Raw genomic sequence first — 23,876 nt, 5'->3', positions numbered from 1 at the left:
GGAAGGACCTGGTGGGAGAGGTATGACCATCGAGCGGGACTCAGGAGTGGACACCCTGGCCGAGCGTCTCGAGGCGCTGGCCGCGTGGAACGACTCGACGTCGCCGTCGAACACCACCACCGTCGCCGAGATGTTCGACCGGGCGGTGCGCGCGCATCCCGACGCGCTGGCGCTGGTCGCCGGGAGCGGTGGCTCGACGCAGCTGACCTACGGTGAGCTGGCCGAGCGGGTCAACCAGCTCGCGCACCACCTCCTGGACCGCGGGCTCACCGCGGAGCAGGTCGTCGCCGTCCACCTGCCGCGGTCGGCGGAGATGGTCGTATCGGTGCTGGCGATCATGGTGGCCGGCGGCGCATTCGTGCCGGTCGACCCGGAGTGGCCCGAGCAGCGCCGCAGGCAGGTGCTCGACGACGCAGGCGCGGTGCTGATGGTGACCGGTGCGGCCGACGCCCAGCCGCTCGTGCCGGTGGCGGTGGTCGATCTGGACGCGTGGTCGTACGGGGACCTGCCCACCCGGCAACCCGCGGTGCGCATCGAGCCCGGACGCCTCGCCTACGTGATGTTCACGTCCGGGTCGACGGGCAAGCCCAAGGGCGCCATGATCCGGCACGAGGCGATCTGCAACCGGCTGCAGTGGCAGGTGGAGAAGATCCTGGGCTTCGGGCCGGGGGACGCCTCGCTGTTCAAGGCGCCGCTGTCGTTCGACATCTCGGTCAACGAGATCCTGCTGCCGCTCGTATCCGGCGGCTACGTCGTCGTCGCCGAGCCCGGCGGCGACCGCGACCCGCAGTACCTCCTCGACCTCATCGCCACCGAGGGCGTCACGTTCGTCTACCTCGTCTCCTCGATGCTCGACGTGCTGCTGGAGATGTCGCGGGGCACCGCGAAGCTCGACGGGCTGAAGCACGTCTGGTGCGGCGGCGAAGTACTGACGCCGGAGCTGTTCGAGCGGTTCCGGAGCCGGCTGACCACGACGCTGTACCACGGGTACGGGCCCGCCGAGGCCACGATCGGCGTCTCGCACGTGATCTACCGGGACAACGCGGAGCGGATCGCCACCTCGATCGGGCGGCCCAACCCCAGCACGCAGCTCTACGTGCTCGACGAGCACCTGCGTCCGGTCCCCGTCGGCGTCGGCGGCGAGCTCTACGCGGGCGGGTTCCTGCTCGGCAGGGGCTACGTCAACGCGCCGGGGCTGACGGCCGCCCGGTTCGTCGCGAACCCGTTCGCCGACGACGGTTCCCGCCTCTACCGCACCGGCGATCTCGCGCGGTGGCACCCCGACGGGTCGCTGGAGTTCCTCGGCCGGGCCGACAACCAGGTGAAGATCCGCGGCATGCGCCTCGAGCTCGAGGAGGTCGAGGCGGTGCTGACCACCCACCCGGGTGTCCGGCAGGCGGTCGTGACGGCGCGCGAGTCCACCGCTGGCGCGAAGTACCTGGCCGGGTACGCGCTCGCCACCGCCGTGGCGGAGGAGGAGCTCCGCCGGTGGTGTGCCGACCGGCTGCCCGAGTACATGGTCCCCAGCACTTTCACGGTGCTGGACGCGTTCCCGTTGACGCCCAACGGGAAGGTGGACCGCAACGCCCTGCCCGAACCGCGACGGGAGGGCAGTGGCGGGCGGGCTCCGCGCACCCCGCGCGAGCGGACGTTGTGCGCGATCTTCGCCGAGGTACTCGGGCTCACCGAGGTCGGTGCCGACGACGACTTCTTCGCGCACGGTGGCGACAGCATCGTCGCGATCGGCGTGGTCAGCAGGGCGCGGCGGGCCGGGCTCGTCCTGCGGCCGCGGGAGCTGTTCGAGCTGCGTACGCCGGCGGCCCTGGCGCTGGCCGCGGGCGAGGTCGAATCGGCCGAGCGCGCCGCGGTCGTCGACCCGGTCGGCGAGCTGCCCGCCACCCCCGTGGTCGAGTGGCTCTGGGAGACCGGGCCGTCGGCGGGCTTCTACCAGTCCATCACCGTGCGCAGCCCGGCCGCGCTCACCCTCGACCGGCTCACCGAGACGGCCGCGGCGCTGGTACGGCACCACGAGATGCTCCGCGCGGTGGTCGGCACCGGCGCCGACGGCCGGCCGACGGTCACGGTGCCCGCGGAGGTCCCGGCGCCGTCGATCACGCACGTCCGGATCGGCGCGGACGACGACGTCGACGACCGTGTGCAGCAGGAGACTGCGGCCGCCGCGGCGCGGCTGGACGCAGGCGCCGGCCGGATGGTCGAGTTCGTGTGGCTGGACCGCGGGGGTGAGCTGCCGGGCCGGCTGGTCATCGTCGTCCACCACGTGGTGGTGGACGGCGTGTCGCTGCGCATCCTGGCCGAGGACCTGCGGGAGCTGTGGGCAGGAGACACCCCCGAACCGGTGCCGACCTCGTTCCGCGGGTGGGCGCTGGCGCTCAGGGAGGCCGCCGGGGCGGGAGCGTTCGACGACGACCTGCCGTTCTGGCGCGAGGTCGCGGCCGCTCCGAACCCGGTGATCGGCCGCCGGGCGCTGGATCCCGCCGTCGACACGGTCGCGACCGAGCGGGAGCTGGCCGTCACGCTGACGGGCGCGCTCACCGAGCCGCTGCTCGGCGCCGTGCCCGCCGCGATCCACGGCGGCGTCAACGACGTGCTGGTGGCGGCGCTGGCTCTCGCCGTCATCGAGTGGCGCGACGAGTCGGCGGGCCGCCGGCTCCTCCTGGAGATGGAGGGGCACGGGCGGGAGGCCGAGCTGCTGCCGGGCGACCACCTCGACCTGTCGCGCACCGTCGGCTGGTTCACCACGCTCTACCCCGTCGCCGTCGAGGTCCCGACCGGCGGGGTGGCCGAGGTGGTGAAGTCGGTCAAGGAACAGCTGCGCGCTGTGCCGCAGGGCGGGCTGAGCTACGGCGCCCTGCGCTACCTCGCGGGTGCGCCGGGTCTCGCGGTGGCGCCCGCGCTGCTGTTCAACTACCTCGGCCGGTTCGCCGAAGGCGCCGAGGTCGGCGAGGATCGCGACCCGCGGATGCCGCTGCCGCGCGCGCTCGAGATCAACGCCGTCACCGTCGACACCGCCACCGGACCGGTGCTGTCGGCGCGGTTCAGCTGGCCGGCGGCCGTGCTCGACGAGGACGAGGTCAGGAGGCTCGCCGAGCTGTGGCTGCGGGCGCTCGGCGCCATCGCCACCGACGAAGCGGTCGCGGGCTTCACGCCGTCGGACTTCCCGCTCGTCGAGCTCGACCGGGCGGATGTCGAGGAGCTGGAGCGCGAGGTCCCCGACCTGCAGGACGTGCTTCCGCTGCTCCCGCTGCAGCAGGGCATGTACTTCCACGCGAACTACGGCGGCGGCACCGATGACGACACCGACGGCGACACGGTCGACGCGTACCGCATCCAGCAGATCGCCGAGCTGACCGGCCCGCTCGACGCGGACGCGCTGAAGGGCGCTGTCGCCGAGATGGTCGACCGGCATCCGGCGTTGCGCGCCGGGTTCCGCGACCTCGCCGACGGGCGGATCGTCCAGGTGGTCAGCGGGCACGTCGAGTTCGACTGGCAGGTGGTCGACCTCACCGACCGTTCCCACGCCGACGCCGTGGCCGAGCTGGAGCGGGTGGCCGCCGCCGAACAGGCCCGGCCCTTCGTGCTCGCCGAGCCGCCGCTGCTGCGCTACAGCGTGGTGTCGCTGACTCCGACCGAGCACCGGCTGGTGCAGACGATGCACCACATCATCGCCGACGGGTGGTCGTACCCGTTGATGTTCAACGACATCGTGGACGCCTACCGCGGCACGCTGCGCGGCCTGCCCGCCGTCGCGCTGGGCCAGCACATCGCCGCGATCGCCCGCGCCGACGCGAACGAGACGAACGCGGTGTGGGCCGACGCGCTGGCCGGCGTCGACGAACCCACCCTGCTGGTCGACGCCGACCCGGGGGCCGCCGTCGGCGAGCACCGCATCGTCGCCGAGCAGCTGCCGGCCGATGTCACGGCGGCGCTCACCCGGACCGCTCGCGACCTCGGCGTCACCCTCAGCACCGTGCTGCACGCGGCATGGGGGCTGCTGCTGGGCCGCACCCTCGGCGAGGACTCCGTCGTCTTCGGGTCGACGGTGTCCGGGCGGGCCGGGCAGTCCGTGCCGGGGGTCGACTCCGTGGTCGGGCTGCTGATCAACACCGTTCCGGTGCCGATGTCGTGGTCGAGGACCGAGCAGGTACGCGCCGTGCTGCGCCGCCTGCAGGACGAGCAGACCGCGGTGCTGGACCACCAGCACGCCGGGCTGGCCGACCTGGCCCGCCTCCGCGGCGTGCGCACCCTGTTCGACACGCTCGTGATCGTCGAGAACTTCCCCGAGGTCTACGCCCCGGCGGACGACGGGCTGTCGGTGCGCGGGTTCACCTCCACCACCTTCTCGCACTACCCGCTGTCGCTGGTCGCCTTCCCGGGGGAGCGGGTGCGGCTGGAGGTGAAGTACGACGTCGGGCTGGTGGAGGAGCCGCGTGCCCGGCGCCTGCTGCGGCAGGTGACGCGGATCCTCGCCCAGCTCGCCGCCGATCCGGCGGTCCCGGTCGGCCGGCTGGAGCTGATCGACCCGGCCGAGCGGACGCAGGTCCTCGACACCTTCAACGACACCCGCCACGACGTCGGCGTGCCCACGCTCCGCAACCGCTTCGAGCACTGGGCGGAGCGCACCCCCGACACGACGGCGGTGGTGTTCGAGGGTGAGGCGGTCAGCTACGGCGAGCTGAACCGGCGCGCGAACCGGCTGGCGCACAGCCTCATCGCGCAGGGCGTGACGCGCGGGTCCGTGGTCGCGGTCGCCCTCGAGCGCTCCGTGGAGCTGATCGTCGCGCTGTACGCGGTGCACAAGGCGGGTGCGGCGTACCTGCCGATCGATCCCGGCTACCCCGCCGAGCGGATCGCCTTCGTGCTCGACGACGCCCGGCCCGCCCACGTGATCGATGACCCGGCGGTCTTCCCGACCGACGGCTCGTCGGAATTCGGGGCGTCGAACCCGGACGTGCCGGTCACACCCGCCGATCCCGCGTACGTCATCTACACCTCGGGGTCCACCGGCCGCCCGAAGGGCGTGGTCGTGCCGCACGGGGCCGCCGGCAACTTCCTGTCGTGGATGCAGGAGACGTACCGGCTGGAGCCGGGCGAGCCGACGCTGCTGAAGACGCCGTCGAGCTTCGACGCGTCGCTGCGGGAGCTGTTCTGGCCGTTGATGTCCGGCGCGATGATGGTGATCGCGAAGCCGGAGGGGCACAAGGACGCGGCATACCTCGCCGAGCTGATCCAGGCCCACGAGGTGACGACCGCCCAGTTCGTGCCGTCGATGTTCTCGGTGTTCCTCGAGGAGCCCTCGGTGCGCCGGTGCACGTCGCTGCGGCGCGTGATCTGCGGTGGTGAGGCGCTGCCCGCGGATGTCGTGGCCCGGTTCGGCGGCATCGCCGAACTCCGCGGCTGCGAGCTGCACAACGTCTACGGCCCCACCGAGGCCGCCATCGACGTCACCGGCTGGGACACCACGGAGCGGCCCGTCGAGCGGTCGGTGCCCGTCGGACGCCCGGTCTTCAACACGCGGCTCTACGTGCTGGACGGCGCGCTGCGCCCGGTGCCGCCCGGCACGCCCGGTGAGCTCTACATCGCCGGGGTGCAGCTGGCGTACGGCTACCTCGACCGGCGGGGGCTGACGGCGGAGCGGTTCATCGCCGACCCGTTCGTGCCCGGTGAGCGGATGTACCGCAGCGGCGACCTCGCCCGCTGGGACGACACCGGCGTGCTGGAGATCCTCGGCCGCAGCGACCACCAGGTGCAGGTGCGCGGCTTCCGGATCGAGCCGGGGGAGATCGAGGCCGCGCTCGTCGCCGCCGACGGGGTCACCCGTGCGGTGGTGGTCGTGCGGGACGGCCGCCTCGTCGCCTACGTCGTCGGATCCGTCGACCCGGAATCGTTGCGCGAGCGGGTGGCGCAGGTCCTGCCCGAGCACATGGTGCCCTCGATGGTCGTGGTGCTCGACGCGTTCCCGCTCACCCCCAACGGCAAGCTGGACCGCAAGGCGCTGCCGGACCCCGACTTCGGCAGCCTCGTGTCCGACCGCGGGCCCCGCACCGAGCGGGAGGCGCGGCTCTGCTCGCTGTTCGCCGACGCGCTGCACCTGCACCGGGTGGGCATCGACGACGACTTCTTCGCACTCGGCGGCGACAGCATCACCTCGATCGCGGTCTCGGGCCGGGCCCGCCGCGCCGGGATGCGGATCACGCCGCGCGACATCTTCCGGCTGCGCACCGTGCAGGCCCTGGTGACCGGGCTGGGCGAGGAGCTCGAACCGGCTCCCGCCCCGGCAGCCGACGACGGCGTCGGGCCGGTGCCGCTCACGCCCGTGATGGCCGAGGTCGCGCACGACGGCATCCCGCTCGACAACTTCTACCAGTCGATGCTGGTGCGCACGCCCGCGTCGATGACGCGGGACGACCTGGAACGCGTCCTGCGGGCGGTCGTCGACCGGCATGCCCTGCTCCGGGCCGTGGTCGACACGACCGGTGCGTGGGTGCTCGACGTGCCCCCGGCCGCCGACGCTCCCGTCCCGATCACCGAGAGCACCGCCGATCCGTCGCCGGAGGAGGTCGAGCGCGCGACCCTCGACGCGGCCGCCCTGCTCGACGCACGCCGCGGGATCCTGCTGCGGGCGCACTGGTTCCGCGACGCGCGTTCCCTGCTGCTGGTCGCACACCACCTCGTCGTCGACGGCGTCTCGTGGCGCATCCTGACCGCCGACCTGGCTGCCGGATGGCAGGCGCTGACCGCCGGACGCGAGCCCGAGCTGGAGCCGGTGGGGACGTCGTACCGGGCGTGGTCGCAGGTGCTTCGGCAGGCCGCCGACACCGGCCGCTTCCGGTCCGAGCTCGGGTACTGGCGCGAGGTGCTGGACACGCCCGATCCGGTCCTCGGCCAGCGGGCCCTCGACCCGGGGATCGACGTCGACGCGACCACCGCGACCCTCGACGTCGACCTGCCGGCCGAGGTGTTCGGGAACCTGTCGCGGGCGATCCACGGCGGCGTCGACGACATCCTGCTCACCGGGTTCGCCCTCGCGCTGCAGCAGTGGCGGCGCGGCCGCGGGGTGGACGCGGGCTCGCAGGTGCTGCTGCGCGTGAAGGGGCACGGCCGGGAGGGCGACCTCTTCGGCCGGCACGTCGACCTGTCCCGCACCGTCGGGTCGTTCACGAGCATCTACCCGGTGCGGCTCGACCCCGGCGAGCTGTCGTGGACCGACGTGGAGGCGGCCGGTCCGCAGCTGGCGCGGGCGGCGAAGCTCGTCAAGGAGCAGCTGCGGGTGCCATCGGCCGGCGTCGGCTACGGCGTGCTGCGGTACCTCGACGCGGACGCCGACCTGCCGGCGGTCACCCCGCAGATCGTGTTCAACTACCGCGGCCGGGGCACCGGCGGCCCCGGTGAGGACTGGGGCTTCACCACCGTCGGCTCGGGGCTGGACCCGCGCTCGCCCGTCGACGCGCTCGAGATCAACGTCATGGGGGAGGGCCGGGCCACGCTGACCTGGCCGACCGGCATCCTCCCGGCGGCCGACCTCACCGAGCTGGCGGCCCTGTGGGTCGACGCGCTGCGCGCCCTCGCCGGCTGCCCGGAGCTGCGCGGGCACACGCCGTCGGACTTCCCGCTCGTCGACCTCTCCCTCGACGACGTGCAGGCGATCGAGGCGGCCACGACGGTGCCGATCGCCGACATCTGGCCGGTGTCGCCGTTGCAGGAGGGACTGTTCTTCCAGGCCCGGATCGCCGGCGAGGACGACGTCTACCTGGCGCAGGACACGTTCGACTTCGACTCGCGGCTCGACGTCGACGCCCTGACCGGGGCGTGCGCGCACCTGCTGGAGCAGAACTCCGCGCTACGGCTCGGTTTCACCGACATCGGGCTCGACCGTCCCGTCGCCGTACTCGCCGCCCGGGTGGCGCCGTCGATCACCGAGATCGACCTCTCCGGGCTGACGGCAGAGGAGCGCGCCGAGCGCACCGAGGCGATCATGGCGGCGGACCGGCGCACCCCGTTCGACCTCACGCGCCCACCGCTGGTCCGGCTGACGGTGCTGCGCGGCGACGGGCGGGACCGCCTGCTCCTCACCCGCCACCTCCTGCTGTGGGACGGCTGGTCGCGGGAGCTGGTGCTGCGCAGGCTGTTCGGCGCCTACGCGGCGGTGCGCCGTGGAGACGCGTTGCCCGCGCCGGTTGCCGCGGCGTTCCCCGACTATCTGGCCTGGGTCGCCGAGCAGGACGACGAGGCGTCCGCGGCCGCGTGGTCGGGTGCCTTCGCCGACGTCACGGGCCCGACCATCCTCTTCCCCGAGGCGATCGGCACCGACCCGGTGATCGCCACCCGCATGTCCGTGGAGCTCACCCCCGAGGTGACCGCACGCCTGTCCGAGCAGGCGCGCTCGCTCGGCGTCACCCTGAACTCGGTCGTCGGTACCGCTCTCGGCCTGGTGCTCGGCCACGCAGCCGGCACCGACGACGTGGTGTTCGGCATGACCGTCGCCGGGCGGCCCACCGAGATCGAGGGCATCGAGTCGGTGGTGGGCGTCTTCCTCAACACCATCCCGGCCCGCGTGCACCTCGACCCGAGCGTCGCCATGTCCGACGCCGTGCTCGGCATGCACGAGCAGCGCATCGAGATGATGCCCTACGAGTACCTGGGCCTCGGTGACATCCAGCGCGCCGTGGGCAGGGGGCAGCTCTTCGACAACCTCTACGTCCTGCAGAACTTCGTCGACGACGAGACCTTCACCGACCTCGAGGCCGAGCACGGCATCATCGCCGCGAACGGCGTCGACTCCACCCACTACCCGCTGACCTGGGTCGTCTACCCGGGCACGCGACTGTGGATCAAGCTCGAGTACCGCAGCGACGTCGTGCCCCGCGAGACCGCCGCCACCCTGCTCGCACGGCTCGAGCAGGTGCTGCTCGGGCTCGCAGATGGTCTCGGGCAGCCGGTCGGCGAGCTCGATCTGCAGACCCCGTCGGACGACGCCGCGCTGCGGGCCGAGTGGGAGAAGGCGGTGCAGCCGATCGGGTCGGCCACCATCGCCGACCTCCTCGCCGAGCGGGCCGCCGCCGTGCCGGGCGAGACCGCGCTGGTGTTCGGCGACACCCGGCTCACCTACGACGAGCTCGACACGCGCGTCAACCGGCTGGCGCACCACCTGCTCGCCGCCGGTGCCGCGCCCGAACGCATCGTGGGCCTCGCCCTCCCGCGGTCCATCGACATGGTCGTGGCGCTGTTCGCGGTGCTGCGCACCGGCGCGGCCTACCTGCCGCTCGACCTGGAGTACCCCGACGAGCGGCTGGCGGGCATGATCGCCGACGCGCGGCCGATGCTGCTGCTCTCCACCTCTGCGGTCTCGTCGCGGTTCGCCGGTACGGCCGCCCCGGTCACCGACCTCGACACCCTCGACCTCGGCGCCTACCCGGCGGCGGCCCCGAGCGCCGACGACCTCGGCGCCTTCGCGCCGGACCGGCCCGGTCGCCTCGACCACCCCGCGTACGTCATCTACACCTCGGGCTCAACCGGACGCCCCAAGGGCGTCGTGACGCCGTACCGCGGGCTGACCAACATGCAGCTCAACCACCGCGCGGAGATCTTCGACCCGACGGTCGCCGCGGCAGGGGGCCGCCGGCTGCGGATCGCGCACACGGTGTCGTTCTCCTTCGACATGTCCTGGGAGGAGCTGCTCTGGCTCGTCGAGGGGCACGAGGTCCACGTCTGCGACGAGGAACTGCGCCGCGACGCCCGCGCGCTCGTCGCCTACTGCGAGCGCCACGGGATCGACGTCGTGAACGTGACGCCGTCCTACGCCCAGGTCCTCATCGAGGAAGGGCTCGTCACGAGGCACCCCCTCGCGTTGATGCTGCTGGGCGGCGAGGCGGTGCCGGACAGCCTGTGGACCGCGCTGCGCGAGAGCGGCACCCTCGGCTACAACCTCTACGGTCCCACCGAGTACACGATCAACACCCTCGGCGCGGGCACCGGGGAGAGCGCGACGTCCACGGTCGGGCACCCGATCTTCAACACCCGCGCCCACGTGCTCGACGGCTGGCTGCGGCCCGTGGACGTCGGCGTGGTCGGCGAGCTCTACATCGCCGGTTCCGGCTTGGCGCGCGGCTACCTGGACCGGCCTGCGCTCACCGCCGAGCGGTTCGTCGCCGACCCGTGGACGCCCGGCGGGCGGATGTACCGCACCGGCGACCTGGTGCGGCGCCGCCCCGACGGCAACCTGGACTTCCTCGGCCGCACCGACGACCAGGTGAAGATCCGCGGTTACCGCGTGGAGCTCGGCGAGATCGAGTCGGTGCTCGCCGGGCAGCCCGGGGTGCGACGCGTGGCGGTGATCGCCCGTTCCGACGGTGAGATCAAGAGGCTGGCCGCCTATGTGGTGCCCGACGCCGGGGTGGACCGGGCCGAGCTGCCGCCGTCGCTGCAGGCGGCGCTGGCGAGGGTGCTGCCGGACTACATGGTCCCGGCGCTGTACGGCGTGGTCGACGACCTGCCGCTGACCGTCAACGGCAAGCTCGACACCGCGTCGCTGCCCGAGCCGCGTCCGGTGGCGCGCCGTGGCGGCCGGGCACCCGGCTCCGAGGCCGAGCGGGTGCTCGTCGAGATCGTCGCGTCGGTCGTCGGACTGGGCGTGGACGAGATCGGCGTCGACGACGACTTCTTCACCCTCGGCGGCGACAGCATCTCCTCGATCACGCTGTGCGGGCGGGCCCGAAAAGCAGGTCTCGAGCTCGCCCCGCGCGACGTCTTCCGCAAGCGGACGGTGCAGGCGATGGCGGCCGGACTGTCGGTCGAGAGCGCCCGGCCGCGGGCGGCGCGGGACGTGGGCGTCGGCGCCGTGCCGAACACCCCGATCCTCGCGGCGTTCGAACGGATGCCGCTGGAGAACTTCTACCAGTCCATGGTGGTCCGCACCCCGGCCGGCATGACCCGTGCCGAGCTGGAGACGGTGCTCGGCGCGATCCTCGAGCGGCACGACCTGCTGCGGGCCCGCGTCGACGGGGCCGGCCCCTGGCACCTGTCGGTACCGGAAGCCGGCACCACGGACGTCGCCCGCCTCCTGGCGGTCACCGAGCGCACCGGCCGTCCGAGCCCGGAGGAGATGGCGGCCGCCACCCGCGCCGCGGCCGCCGCTCTGGACGCGCGCGGCGGGACGATGGTCCGCGCGCACTGGTTCCGGGACGAGTCCGGCTCCGGCTGCCTGCTGCTCGTCGTGCACCACCTCGTGATCGACGGCGTGTCCTGGCGCATCCTCACCGCCGACCTCGCCCACGCCTGGTCGGCGGTGCGGGCCGGACGGGCGCCCGAGCTCGACGAGGTCGCCACGTCCTTCCGCACCTGGGCGCAACAGGTGCGGTCGGCAGCCGACCGCGGCGCCTTCCGCGGCGAGGTCGAGTACTGGCGCGACATCGTGACCACACCGGACCCCGATCTCGGTTCCCGAACGCTCGACCCGTCGGTCGACGTCGCCGCGACCACCGACACCGTGACCCTGCGCCTGCCCGCCGACGTGACCGGCCCGCTGCTGTCGACGGTGCCCGCCGCGATCTTCGGTGGCGTCAACGACGTCCTGCTCAGCGGCTTCGCGCTCGCGGTGGCGCACTGGCGCCGCACCCGCGGGCAGGCCGAATCCTCTGCGGTGCTGCTCAGCCTCGAGGGGCACGGCCGCGAGCCGGAACCGTTCGAGACCGGCACGCCGCTGGACCTCTCGCGGACCGTGGGGTGGTTCACCTCCCTCCACCCGGTGCGCCTCGACCCCGGCGTGTCGGGCTGGGCCGAGGTCGCCGCGGCCGGGCCGGGTCTGGCCCGCGCCGTCAAGGCCGTGAAGGAGCAGCTGCGGGTGCCAGCCCGCGGCATCGGCTACGGCGTGCTGAACGACCTCGACACGAGCGTCGACCTGCCCGACGTCGAGCCGCAGATCCTCTTCAACTACCTGGGCCGCTTCGGCGCCGGCACGGAGGCGGACTGGGAACCGGTCGCCGACTACGACGCGCTCGGCGAAGGCGTCGACCCCAGCTCCGAGGTACGCGCGCTGTCGGTGAACGCGATCGCGCACGACACCACGGCCGGCCCCGAGTTCTCGGCGATGCTCACCTGGCCGACGGGCATCATGTCGCGCGCCGAGATCGAGCAGCTGGCACGACTGTGGGAGGAGGCGCTCCGGGCGATCGCCAGCAGCGCCGAGCTGGCCGGGCACACGCCGTCCGACTTCCCGCTGGTCGGCATGACGATGGACGACGTCGCCGAGCTGGAGGCGACGATCCCCGGCGGCCCCGCGGACGTCCTGCCGCTGCTGCCGCTGCAACAGGGGATGTACTTCCACTCGGCGCAGGCCGTCTTGTCGGATCTGGCAGACCGCGACCCCTACGTGATCCAGCACGTCCTCGAACTGCGCGGCGCGGTCGACCCGGACCTGCTGCGGCGGGCGGTGGAGGCCATGGTCGACCGGCACCCCGTGCTGCGCGCGGGCTTCCGGGAGCTCGCCGACGGCCGGGTCGTGCAGGTGATCGCAGGCGAGGTGTCCCTCGACTGGTCGGTGGTCGATCTCCGCGATCGTCCCGAGGACTTCGCCGACCTGGCGGCCGAGCGGTTCCGCACCGTCTTCGACCTCACCGCGCCACCCCTGCTGCGCTACACGCTGGTGACCCTCGCCGACGACCGGCACCGGCTGATGCAGACCATGCACCACATCCTGGCCGACGGCTGGTCGTACCCGCTGATGTTCGACGACGTCATGGCCGCCTACCGGCAGCTCGTGCGGACCGGCCGGGCCGACCTGCCCGCGCCCGCCGTCACCTTCGCCGACCACGTCGCGCAGCTCGCCGGCCGGGACACCGACGCGTCCCGGGCCGTCTGGGCCGAGGCGCTCTCCGGGGTCGACGGCCCGACGAAGCTGGTCGACGTCCCGCAGGGAGCCGAGGTCGGGTCGCACGCCGGCGTGGAGCGGGAGCTCTCGCCCGCGGTGACGGCGCGGCTCACCGAGCGCGCCCGGGCGGCCGGGGTGACCCTGTCCACCGCCGTGCACGGGGCGTGGGGCCTGCTGCTGGGCCGCACCCTCGGCCGGGAGCGCGTGGTCTTCGGTTCCACGGTGTCGGGCCGGGCGGGCAACACGGCCGGCATCGAGGAGATCGTCGGCCCGATGATCAACACCGTGCCCGTGCCGATGGAGTGGGCGGCGCACGAACCCCTCGACGCCGTCCTCGCGCGGCTGCAGGACCAGCAGCTGGCCGTGCTCGACCACCAGCACCTGGGGCTCGTGGAGCTGGCCCGGATCGCCGGCGTCGGCGAGCTCTTCGACACGATCGTCGTGGTCGAGAACTTCGCGGTCTCCGACCCGCAGGCGCCGGCCGACGGGCTCCCGACGGCGGAGTGGATCGACGGGACCGACGCCGCCCACTACCCGGTGGCCCTCGTGGTGCACCCGGACGAACGGCTGCGCCTCAAGATCACCTATGACACCGGGCTCGTCGAGGTGGCGTTCGCCCGGCGGCTCGTCGAGGCGATGGCGCTGTTCCTCGAACAGTTCGCCGACGACCCCGCGATCACGGTCGCCGGGCTCCGCGTGGCCCCCGCCCCGATGGTCACAGCCCCGACGGTCACGGGTCCGTCGGTGTCCGACGCCGACGACCGCACGTTGGCCGACCGGTTCCGGCAGGTCGCGCGCGAACGTCCGGACGCGGTGGCCGTGCGCGACCGGCGCACCGAGCTGACCTACGCCGAGCTGGACGCGCGGTCGGACGCGCTGGCGGGTCGGCTCGCAGCGCAGGGGGTGCGGCTCGGGTCGCGGGTGGCGATCGTGCTGCCGCGCTCGGTCGACCTGATCGTCGCGATCGTCGGGGTGCTCAAGGCGGGCGGCTGCTACGTGCCGATCGACCCGGGCTCCCCGACGGCCCGCATCTCCTACATCCTCGACGACTCAGCCCCGGAATGCGTACTGGCGGTGCCCGAGACGGCGCACGTGCTGCCAGCGGACGGCCCGGCCGTGCTGCGGCTCGACGAGGCGGGGCCGGCAGCCGGCCCGGTGCGGGTCGCCGGGGACGCCGCCTCCGACGCCTACGTCATCTACACCTCCGGCTCCACCGGACTGCCCAAGGGCGTCGCCGTACCGCACCGGAGCGTGACCGCGCTGTTCGCCGGCGCGGCCGCCGACTTCGACTTCGGCCATGACGACGTGTGGACGCTGTTCCACTCCTACGCCTTCGACTTCTCGGTGTGGGAGATCTGGGGAGCGCTGCTGCACGGAGGGCGGCTGGTGGTCGTCGACCACGACGTGGCGAGGGATCCGGAGCGGTTCCGCGCGCTGCTGTCCGACGAGGCCGTCACCGTGCTCAACCAGACGCCGTCGGCGTTCTACTCGCTGATCGCCGCCGACCGGGACAGCACGGCGCCGCTCGCGCTGCGCTACGTCGTCTTCGGCGGCGAGGCGCTCGACCTGCGCAGGCTGGAGCCGTGGTTCGCGCGGCACGACGACATCGCGCTCGTGAACATGTACGGGATCACCGAGACCTGCGTGCACGTCACGGTCCGGGCCCTCACCCGCGGCGACGCGGCGCGCGCCGACAGCGTGATCGGCACGCCGCTCGCCGGGCTGTCGGTGCACGTCCTCGACCGGTACCTGCAGCCGGTGCCGGTCGGGGTCACCGGCGAGATCTACGTCGCCGGAGCCCAGTTGGCGCGCGGCTACCTCGACCGCGCGGGCCTCACCGCCTCGCGGTTCGTCGCCGGCCCCGGAGGGGAGCGGCTCTACCGCAGCGGCGATCTCGCCCGGTGGACCGAGACCGGGGAGCTGGTGTACCTCGGCCGCTCGGACCACCAGCTGAAGCTGCGCGGGTACCGCATCGAACCCGGCGAGGTCGAGGCCGCGCTGCTCCAGCTCGACGAGATCGACGGCGCCGCGGTGAGCGTGCAGCGCGACGCCCAGGGGCGGCCGCGGCTGGTCGCGCACCTCGTCGCGCGCGCTGAGGTCGATCTCGATGTGGTTCGCCGGCACGCGGCGACCGTGCTGCCCGGGCACATGGTTCCGGCGGTGTTCGCCGTGGTCGAGAGCCTGCCGCTCACGATCAACGGGAAGCTCGACCGCGACGCCCTGCCCGCGATCGCCGAGCCGCGCCCGGTCACCCCGCCTGCGGCACCCGCAGGCGTCTCGGCCGGGGCGCTCGCCGCGCTGTTCGGCGAGATCCTCGGCGTCGAGACGCCCGGCGTCGACGCCGACTTCTTCACCCTCGGCGGCGACAGCATAATCGCGCTGCAGCTGGTGAACCGGATGAAGCGGCTCGGGCTGCGCGTCACCCCGCGCGAGGTGTTCACCCACCGGACCCCCGAGGCGCTCGCCGCGTTGGCGGCCCCCGCGGCACCCGCCGTCCCCGAGGAGGACCCGGACGCGATCGGCTCGGTGATGCTGACGCCGATCGTGCACCGGCTCGCCGAGCTCGGAGGCAGCATCGATCGCTTCAACCAGTCCGAGCTGCTGCTCACGCCCGCGGGGGCGACGGCGGAGCGGGTCCGTGCGGTCGTCACCGCGCTCCTGCAGCGGCACGACGCGCTGCGGCTGCGCCTGTCCCGGCCGGCGCCGATGCTCTGGGCCCTGGAGACCGTGCGGGAGCTGCCCGCGCTCGACGAGGTGTTCACCGTCGTCGACGCCCGCGGGACCGACGAGGCCGCCTTCGCCGAGCTGCTGGCCGTCGAGTCCGACGCGGCGGCCGACCGGTTGCGTCCCGACGAGGGCCGGCTGGTCAGCGCGGTGTTCTTCGACCGCGGCGGCGAACCGGGCCGCCTCCTGCTGGTGGTGCACCACCTCGCGGTGGACGGCGTCTCGTGGCGGATCCTGCTCGACGACGTGCGGGCGGCGTGGGAGGGCGTCCCGCTCGAACCGGTCGCGACGTCGCTGCGGACCTACGCCCGGCTGCTCAACGAGGCCTCCGCGCAGGACGGCAGGCTCGCCGAGTTCACGCACTGGAGCGAGGTGCTCGCACCGGGCGCGGAGCTCGACCCGGCCCAGGTCGTGGTGGGCCGCACGGTCGGCGACACCCGGGAGCACCGGTTCCGGCTGACCGCGGACGAGACGTTGCCGCTGTTGACCACGGTGCCCGCCGCGGCGCGGGCCGACGTCACCGAGACGCTGGTGACGGGCCTGCGCGTCGCCGTGTCCCGCTGGCGGGAGGCGCGCGGCCTCGCCGACGGGGACCTCACGATCGACCTGGAACGGCACGGGCGCGAGGACCTGTCCCGCGACCCATCCCACATAGCCGACCTCTCGCGCACCGTCGGGTGGTTCACCTCGATCGCCCCGGTCCGGCTACCGGTGGCGACCGGCGATCTGCACGCCCGCGTCGGCGAGGTGCGCGACCGGCTGCGCGTCGCGCCCGACGGCGGCTGCGGTTTCGGCCTGCTGCGCTACTGCAACGCCCGCACCGCAGCCGCACTGGCCCGCCTGGGGCAGCCGCAGGTGCTGTTCAACTACCTCGGGCGTTTCGGAGCGCCGGGCTCGGAGGCGTGGCAGTCGGCTCCGGAGTCCTCCGCCCTGCGCGTGGGACCCGCGCCGGACATGGGCACCCCGTACCTGCTGGAGGTCAACGCCTACTGCGAGGACACCCCGACCGGGCCGGAACTGCAGGTGGTGCTGACCTACGCCGACGGATGGCTCGGCGACGGTGAGCTCGGCTCCCTGCGGGACGCCTTCGCCGGAGCGCTGCGGGAGCTCGCGGAGTCGGGGGCCGGCGACGGTCGCCTGAGCCCCGCGGACGTGCACCACCCCGACCTCACCGCATCCGAGCTCGACGCCGTGACGGCATCGACGACGGCAGCGGTCGAGGACGTGTGGCCGCTGTCCCCGCTGCAGGAGGGCATCTGGTTCCAGTCCGAGCTGGCCGCCGATGCCGATGTCTACCTCGCGCAGAACGGGTTCGACTTCGACCGCAGGCTCGACGCCGACCGGCTGGCCGCCGCCTTCGAGCAGGTGCTGGCCGCCAACACCGCGACGCGGCTGGGCTTCACCGCGATCGGTGACGGGCGCGCCGTGGCCTTCGTCGGCGGCGGGCTGCGGTGCCGGATGACCGAGGTCGACCTGTCGCACCTCGACCCGGCCGCCGTGGAGCGCCGGATCGCCGAGATCACCGACGCCGACCGCGCCGCCCCCTTCGATCTGCGGGAACCCCCGCTGGCGCGGATGACGGTGATCCACCGCCCCGAAGGGGGCGACCACCTCCTCTTCACCTACCACCTCCTGCTGTGGGACGGCTGGTCGCGCGAGCTGGTGCTGACCCAGCTCTTCGACGCCTACCGCGGGGAGCCGCCCCGGCCGCCGCGGGGGAGCTTCGTCGACTACCTCGACTGGCTGCGGCGCCAGCACGTCGGGAAGTCCACCGGGTTCTGGCGGTCGGCGTTCGCCGATCTCGCCGCGCCGACCCTGCTGTACCCGCAGGCGGTGGGCACCGAGCCGGTGCTGGCGCAACGGATCTCGGCCGAGATCCCCGAGGACGTCACCGCCCGGCTCACCGAGCAGGTGCGTGCCGCGGGCGTGACGATGAACGCCCTGATCAGCACGGCGCTGGCCGTGGTGCTGGGGCACGCAGCCGGCAGCAACGACGTCGTCTTCGGCACCACCGTGGCCGGCCGGCCCAGCGACCTCGACGACATCGACGACGTCGTCGGTGTCTTCCTCAACACCGTGCCCGCCCGTATCCGCCTGGACCGGGCGGGCACGGTTGAGCAGACGATGCGGCAGGCGCAGGCGCACCGCCTCGACGCGATGCCGCACGAGTACCTCGGGCTCGGCGACATCCAGCGTGCGGCGGGCCGGGGTCCCCTCTTCGACAGCCTGTACGTCCTGCAGAACTTCCTCGACGACGAGACCTTCTCCGATCTCGAGACCCGCAACGGCATCGTCGGGGTGCGCAGCGTCGATGCCACGCACTACCCGTTGACCTGGGTCGTGATGCCCGGCAAGCGGCTGTGGGTGAAGCTCGAGTACCGGCCGGACGTCGTGGGCGAGGCGGAGGCCGCTGCGCTGCTCGCGCGGCTGGAGCACCTGCTGCACCGCCTGGCCGACGACATCGGCGGCCCCGTCGCCGCGCTGCCGGTGCTGACCCCGGCCGAGGTGGCGGAGCTGGAGGCGGCCGACGCCGCCCGCGCGCACCCGTTCGAGGACGTCACGATCGCCGAGCTGCTCACGCGGCAGGCGCTCGCGACGCCGGACGCTCCCGCGTTGACCTTCGGCTCCACCACGCTCACCTACCGGGAACTGGACGGCGCGGTCTCCCGGATGGCCCGGGTCCTGATCGCCCGCGGCGCCGGGCCGGAGACGATCGTCGGGCTCGCGCTGCCCCGGTCGATCGAGATGGTGACGGCGCTGTTCGCGGTGCTCCGCGCGGGCGCGGCCTACCTGCCGCTCGAGCTCGACCACCCGGACGAGCGCCTGCGGACCATCGTCGACGACGCCGAACCGGCGCTGCTGCTCACCACGACGGCGGTGGCGCCGCGCCTGGCCGGGTGGGGCGTGCCGACGATCCGTGTGGACTCCCCCGAGGTCGTGAGTGGAGACGAGGGCTCAAGCACTCGTATCCACTCACGGGTCGGTTTCGCGCCGGGCACCCCCGGACGGCTGGACCACCCGGCGTACGTCATCTACACCTCCGGCTCGACCGGGCGCCCGAAGGGCGTCGTCACCCCGTACCGCGGGCTGACGAACATGCTGCTCAACCACCGGGAGGCGATCTTCGGACCCACCGTCGCCGCCGCCGGGCGGGGGCTGCGGATCGCGCACACCGTGTCGTTCTCCTTCGACATGTCGTGGGAGGAGCTGCTGTGGCTCGTGGAGGGCCACCACGTGCACGTCTGCGACGAGGACCTGCGGCGGGACGCGCGCGCCCTGGTGGAGTACTGCGATCGCCACCTGATCGACGTGGTCAACGTGACCCCGACCTACGCCCAGCACCTGGTCGAGGTCGGCCTGCTGGACGGGCACCGGCCCGCGCTGGTGCTCCTCGGCGGGGAGGCGGTCCCGGAGAGCCTCTGGGCCACGCTCCGCGACGCGGACGGCGTGCTCGGCTACAACCTGTACGGCCCGACCGAGTACACGATCAACACCCTTGGTGGGGGCACCGCGGACAGCCGCACCGCCACGGTGGGCACCCCGATCTGGAACACCCGTGCCCTCGTGCTCGACGAGTGGCTGCGCCCGGTGCCCGCCGGGATGGCGGGGGAGCTGTACATCGCGGGCGTCGGGATGGCGCGCGGCTACCTGAACCGGCCCGCGCTCACCGCGGAGCGCTTCGTCGCCGACCCGACCGGCTCCGGCACGCGGTTGTACCGCACCGGTGACCTGGTGCGGGTCCGGCCCGACGGCAACATCGACTTCCTCGGCCGCACGGACGACCAGGTGAAGATCCGCGGCTACCGGGTCGAGCTCGGTGAGATCGAGGCGAACGTGACCGCGGCACCCGGCGTGCGCCGGAGCGCAGTGGTCGCCGCCGCCGGCGACAACACCGACGGCGCCGGTGGCAAGCGGTTGGTCGCCTACCTGATCCCGGCGGAGCCTGCCGCGGATCAAGATCGGCTGATCGAGGAGGTGCGGCGGCACCTGCGCGACCGGATGCCGGCCTACCTGGTGCCGAGCGCGTACGCGGTGGTCGACGAGCTGCCGCTGACCGTCAACGGCAAGCTCGACACGGCCGCGCTGCCCGCGCCGCGCACCGTCTCGATGAACAGCCGCGAGGCCGCGACCGACACCGAACGCGCGCTGGTCGCCATCTTCGCGGACGCCCTCGGAGGTCCCTTCGGCGTCGAGGACGACTTCTTCGAGCACGGCGGACACTCGCTGCTGGCGACCCGCGTGATCGGCCGCATCCGCGAGGAGCTGGGCGCCGACGTCTCGCTGCGGCAGCTGTTCGACCACCCCACGCCGGAACGGCTGGCGGGGGTGGTCGGCGGGTCGGCGCCGGCGCCGACGCAGGTGGCACGAAAGCAGCGGCCGGAGCGGCTGCCGTTGTCGCCCGCCCAGGAACGGCTGTGGCTGCTGCACGAGCTCGCCCCGGAGTCGGTGGCCTACAACTACCCGCTGCTGCTGCGCGTGCGCGGCGCGGTCGACGCCGAGGCGTTCAACGCGGCGTTGACGGACGTGGTCGGCCGTCACGAGGTCCTGCGCACCTTGGTGCTGCCCGGCCCCGAGCAGCGCATCCTCGACGACGCGGTGCCGGAGGTCGAGGTCCGGGACGCCATCAGCGGCGACACCGAGGCGATCGTGGCCGCCGCGATCGCCCGGCCGTTCGCGCTGTCGTCGCAGATCCCGGTGCGCGCCACGCTGATCCGCGAGACCGACACCGGCGACACGGTGCTGGTGCTCGTGCTGCACCACATCGCAGTCGACGAGTGGTCGGACCGCCCGCTGCTCGCCGACCTCGACGCCGCCTACTGCGCCCGCCGAACCGGCTCAGCGCCCGATTTCGGCGAGCTGCCCGTCCAGTACGCCGACTACGCGCTGTGGCACCGGGAGTTCCTCGGATCGCCGGACGACCCGGACAGCCGGTACAGCAGGCAGCGCGACTTCTGGGTCCGGCAGCTCGCGGGAGTGCCCCAGGAGCTGGCGCTGCCCACCGTCGCGACCGGTGCGACCGGTGGCGGGACCGTCTCCGTCCAGCTCGACGCCGACCTCGTCGACCGCCTGCGGGAACGGGCCCGGGCGTCGTCGTCGAGCGTGTTCCTCGCCCTGCACGCCACGCTCGCGATGCTGCTGTCCCGGATGGGCGCCGGCACCGACATCCCGATCGGCAGCCCGACCTCCGGCCGCGGCGACGCGGCCCTCGACGAGCTGGTCGGCTTCTTCGTCAACACGGTCGTCGTTCGCACCGACCTCACCGGCGCGCCCTCGTTCGCGCAGCTCCTCGAGCGCGTGCGGGAGACGGGGCTGGCCGCGCTCGAGAACGCGGACCTGCCGTTCCAGCAGGTCGTGGAGGCGGTCAACCCGGTTCGCGTGCCGGGCCGCAACCCGCTGTTCCAGGTGCTGCTCGGCTACCACCGGCGGCCGGAGGGGAGCGGCGAGGTGTTCGGCCTGCCCGTCGCGGAGGCCCCGTCGTTCACCGCGGACCCGAAGGTCGACCTCACGTTCACCGTCGTCGACGCGGGGGCGGGGCGGCCGGTGGAGCTGTCCGTCGAGTACGACGCTGCCCGCTGCACGGCCGAGGTCGCACGGTCGCTGGCGGCCCGCTTCGAGGTGCTGCTGCGCAGCGCCCTCGCCGACCCCGACGCCCCGTACCCGACCCTCGACCTGCTGACCGACGACGACGCACAGGCCATCGCGCGCTGGTCGCGTGGCGGCGAGGCGTCGACGGAGCCCGCGTGGTTCCTGCGGTTCGCCGAGCGGGCCGCCCGTACCCCGGACGCGGTCGCCTGCCGCTCCGGTGGGACGACGCTGACCTACGCCGGCCTCGACGCCGCGTCCGACGCGGTCGCCGCGGGTCTCGTGGCGCGCGGTGCCGGGCCGGAGACGATCGTGGGCCTTGCCCTGCCGCGATCGGCCGACATGATCGTCGCGCTGCTGGGGATCGCGAAGACCGGTGCCGCGTTCCTGCCGCTGGACCCGGAGTTCCCGCCCGCCCGGCTGCGGTACGTGGTGTCGGACGCCGAGCCTGCGGTGGTGGTCGTCGACGACGGGACCCGCGGGTTGTTCGACGGGTGCGCCGCCGAGCTGCTGACCGTCGGCGAGCTCGCCGGCACCGGCGCGGTGACGCTCCGGGAACCGGATCCCGCGACCGCGGCGTACGTGATCTACACGTCCGGTTCGACCGGGCGCCCCAAGGGCGTGGTGGTCGAGCATGGCAACCTGGCCGCCTTCCTCGCCGCCGCCCGGGACACCCTGCCGCTGACGCCGGAGGACCGGCTGCTCGCGGTCACCACGCTGTCCTTCGACATCGCGGTGCTCGAGCTGATGCTGCCGCTCGCCGCCGGGGCGTGCGTGGTGCTCGCCTCGACCGAGCAGGTCAGGGACCCGAGCCTGCTCGCGGACGTGCTCCGTGCCGAGTCGATCACGGACTCGATCACGGGGTCGGTCACGGCGATGCAGGCGACGCCGTCGCTCTGGACGGCGTTGCTGGAGGCCGCCGACCCGGACCTGGGACGGGTCACCGCGCTGGTCGGCGGCGAGGCGCTGCCGGCGCGGCTGGCCGCCGAGCTGGGGCGGCGCGCCGCCCGGCTGACCAACATGTACGGCCCGACCGAGGTCACCGTCTGGGCCACGAGCGCCGCCGTCGGCCGGGAGACCGGGATCGGGCGGCCGATGGCCGGGACCACCGCGCACGTGCTGGACGAGACGTTGCGGCCGGTGCCGCCCGGGGTGGTCGGCGAGCTGTACCTCGGGGGACCGCAGGTCGCCCGCGGCTACCTGAACCGGGCCGGGCTCACCGCCACCCGCTTCGTCGCCGACCCGTTCGGGAGCGGGGCCAGGCTGTACCGCACGGGCGACCTGGTCCGCTGGACCGCTGCCGGTACCGATGGCGGCGGGACCCTCGAGTTCCTGGGCCGCAGCGACCACCAGGTGAAGGTGCGGGGCTTCCGCATCGAGCTCGCCGAGATCGAGGCCGTGCTCGAGACCGTCCCGGGCGTCCGGCGCGCTGCGGTTGCGGCGCACCAGGACCGGATCGTCGCCTACCTGGCGGCCGATTCCGCCGACGTCGAGGCGATCGCTCGCGAGGCGGCCGCCGAACGGCTGCCCGCCTACATGGTCCCGTCGATCGTCACGGTCCTGGAAGCGCTGCCGCAGACTCCCAACGGCAAGATCGACCGCGCGGCGCTGCCCGCACCCGAGGTCGCGACGACCGGTTCCGGCGCCGCCCCGGAGTCCGACCTCGAACGTCGGCTCTGCGCGATCTTCACCTACGTCCTCGGCGTGGACGGCGTCGGCCGCGACGACGACTTCTTCGTCCTCGGCGGGCACTCGCTGCTGCTCGTGAAGCTCGCCACCGCGCTGCGGCGCGACCTGGACGTCGACATCGCCGTGCACGAGCTGATGGCCACCCCGACGGTGACGGCGCTGGCCCGCCGGATCGCCGGTACGGGGGAGAAGACCGGGGGACTGGCGCCGGTCCTCGTCCTGAACGAGGGCGCCGGGTGGCCACCGCTCTTCGCCGTGCACCCGGCGAGCGGCCTGAGCTGGCAGTTCGCCGGGCTGAAGCAGTACCTGCCGGCCGAGGTCCCGCTCTACGGCCTGCAGTCGCCGCGCCTGCAGGACCCGGACACCGCGCCGATGACCCTCGCCGAGACGGTGCAGCGGTACGCCGACGAGGTGGCGCGCCTCGCGCCGGACGGGCCGATCCAGCTGGTCGGCTGGTCGTTCGGTGGTGCGGTGGCCCACCAGGTCGCGGCGGAGCTCGCGGCGCGCGGCCGCCGGATCGGTCTGCTGGCGATGCTCGACACCCACCTGCCCGACGGGCCGCGGCAGCTCGACGGGTGGGACGGTTCCGCGGCGGTCGAGGGACTGCTGACCGAGCTCGGCTACCCGGTTCCCCCGGAGCACACCGGTGGGATGACGGTGGCGGACGCGGTCGCGGTGGTGCGCGCCAACGGCGGCACGATCTCCGTGCTCGACGACGACGGGATCGCGCGCGTGGTGGAGAACTACCTCGCCGCCGACCACATGATGGAGCACGCCGAGCTCGCCCCCGTCGCGAGCGATGTCGTCTTCGTCGAGGCCACCGTGCCCGAGCAGGGTTTCACCGGCACGGGTTCACAGCGGTGGCGCGCGCACGTCACCGGCGACCTGGAGGTCGTGCCGATCGACTGCGCGCATTCGGAGCTTCTCGATCCCGAGGTGATCGGCCGGTGGTTCCCGGCGATCGCAAGTGTTCTGGCTGACATGGAGGTGCGGTAAC

General features: G+C 73.5%; 1 protein-coding gene. It reads left to right on the top strand.

Annotated elements, in window-relative coordinates; translation table 11 throughout:
- Window positions 1–22: 22 nt before the first annotated feature.
- The gene (locus FB388_RS18955) at window positions 23–23,875 is read left to right on the top strand and encodes a non-ribosomal peptide synthase/polyketide synthase (protein ID WP_142103539.1); all 23,853 of its coding nucleotides are present in this window, start codon (window positions 23–25) and stop codon (window positions 23,873–23,875) included.
- The last annotated feature ends 1 nt before the right edge of the window (window position 23,876 follow it).

It is taken from the genome of Pseudonocardia cypriaca, assembly GCF_006717045.1.
In the GTDB taxonomy this organism is placed as follows: Bacteria; Actinomycetota; Actinomycetes; order Mycobacteriales; family Pseudonocardiaceae; genus Pseudonocardia; species Pseudonocardia cypriaca.
This window is presented reverse-complemented; position numbering and strand designations above follow the sequence as displayed.

Coding starts and splice junctions, on each gene's coding strand:
- FB388_RS18955 (WP_142103539.1), top strand. CDS start 23: ATGACCATCGAGCGGGACTCAGGAGTGGACACCCTGGCCGAGCGTCTC.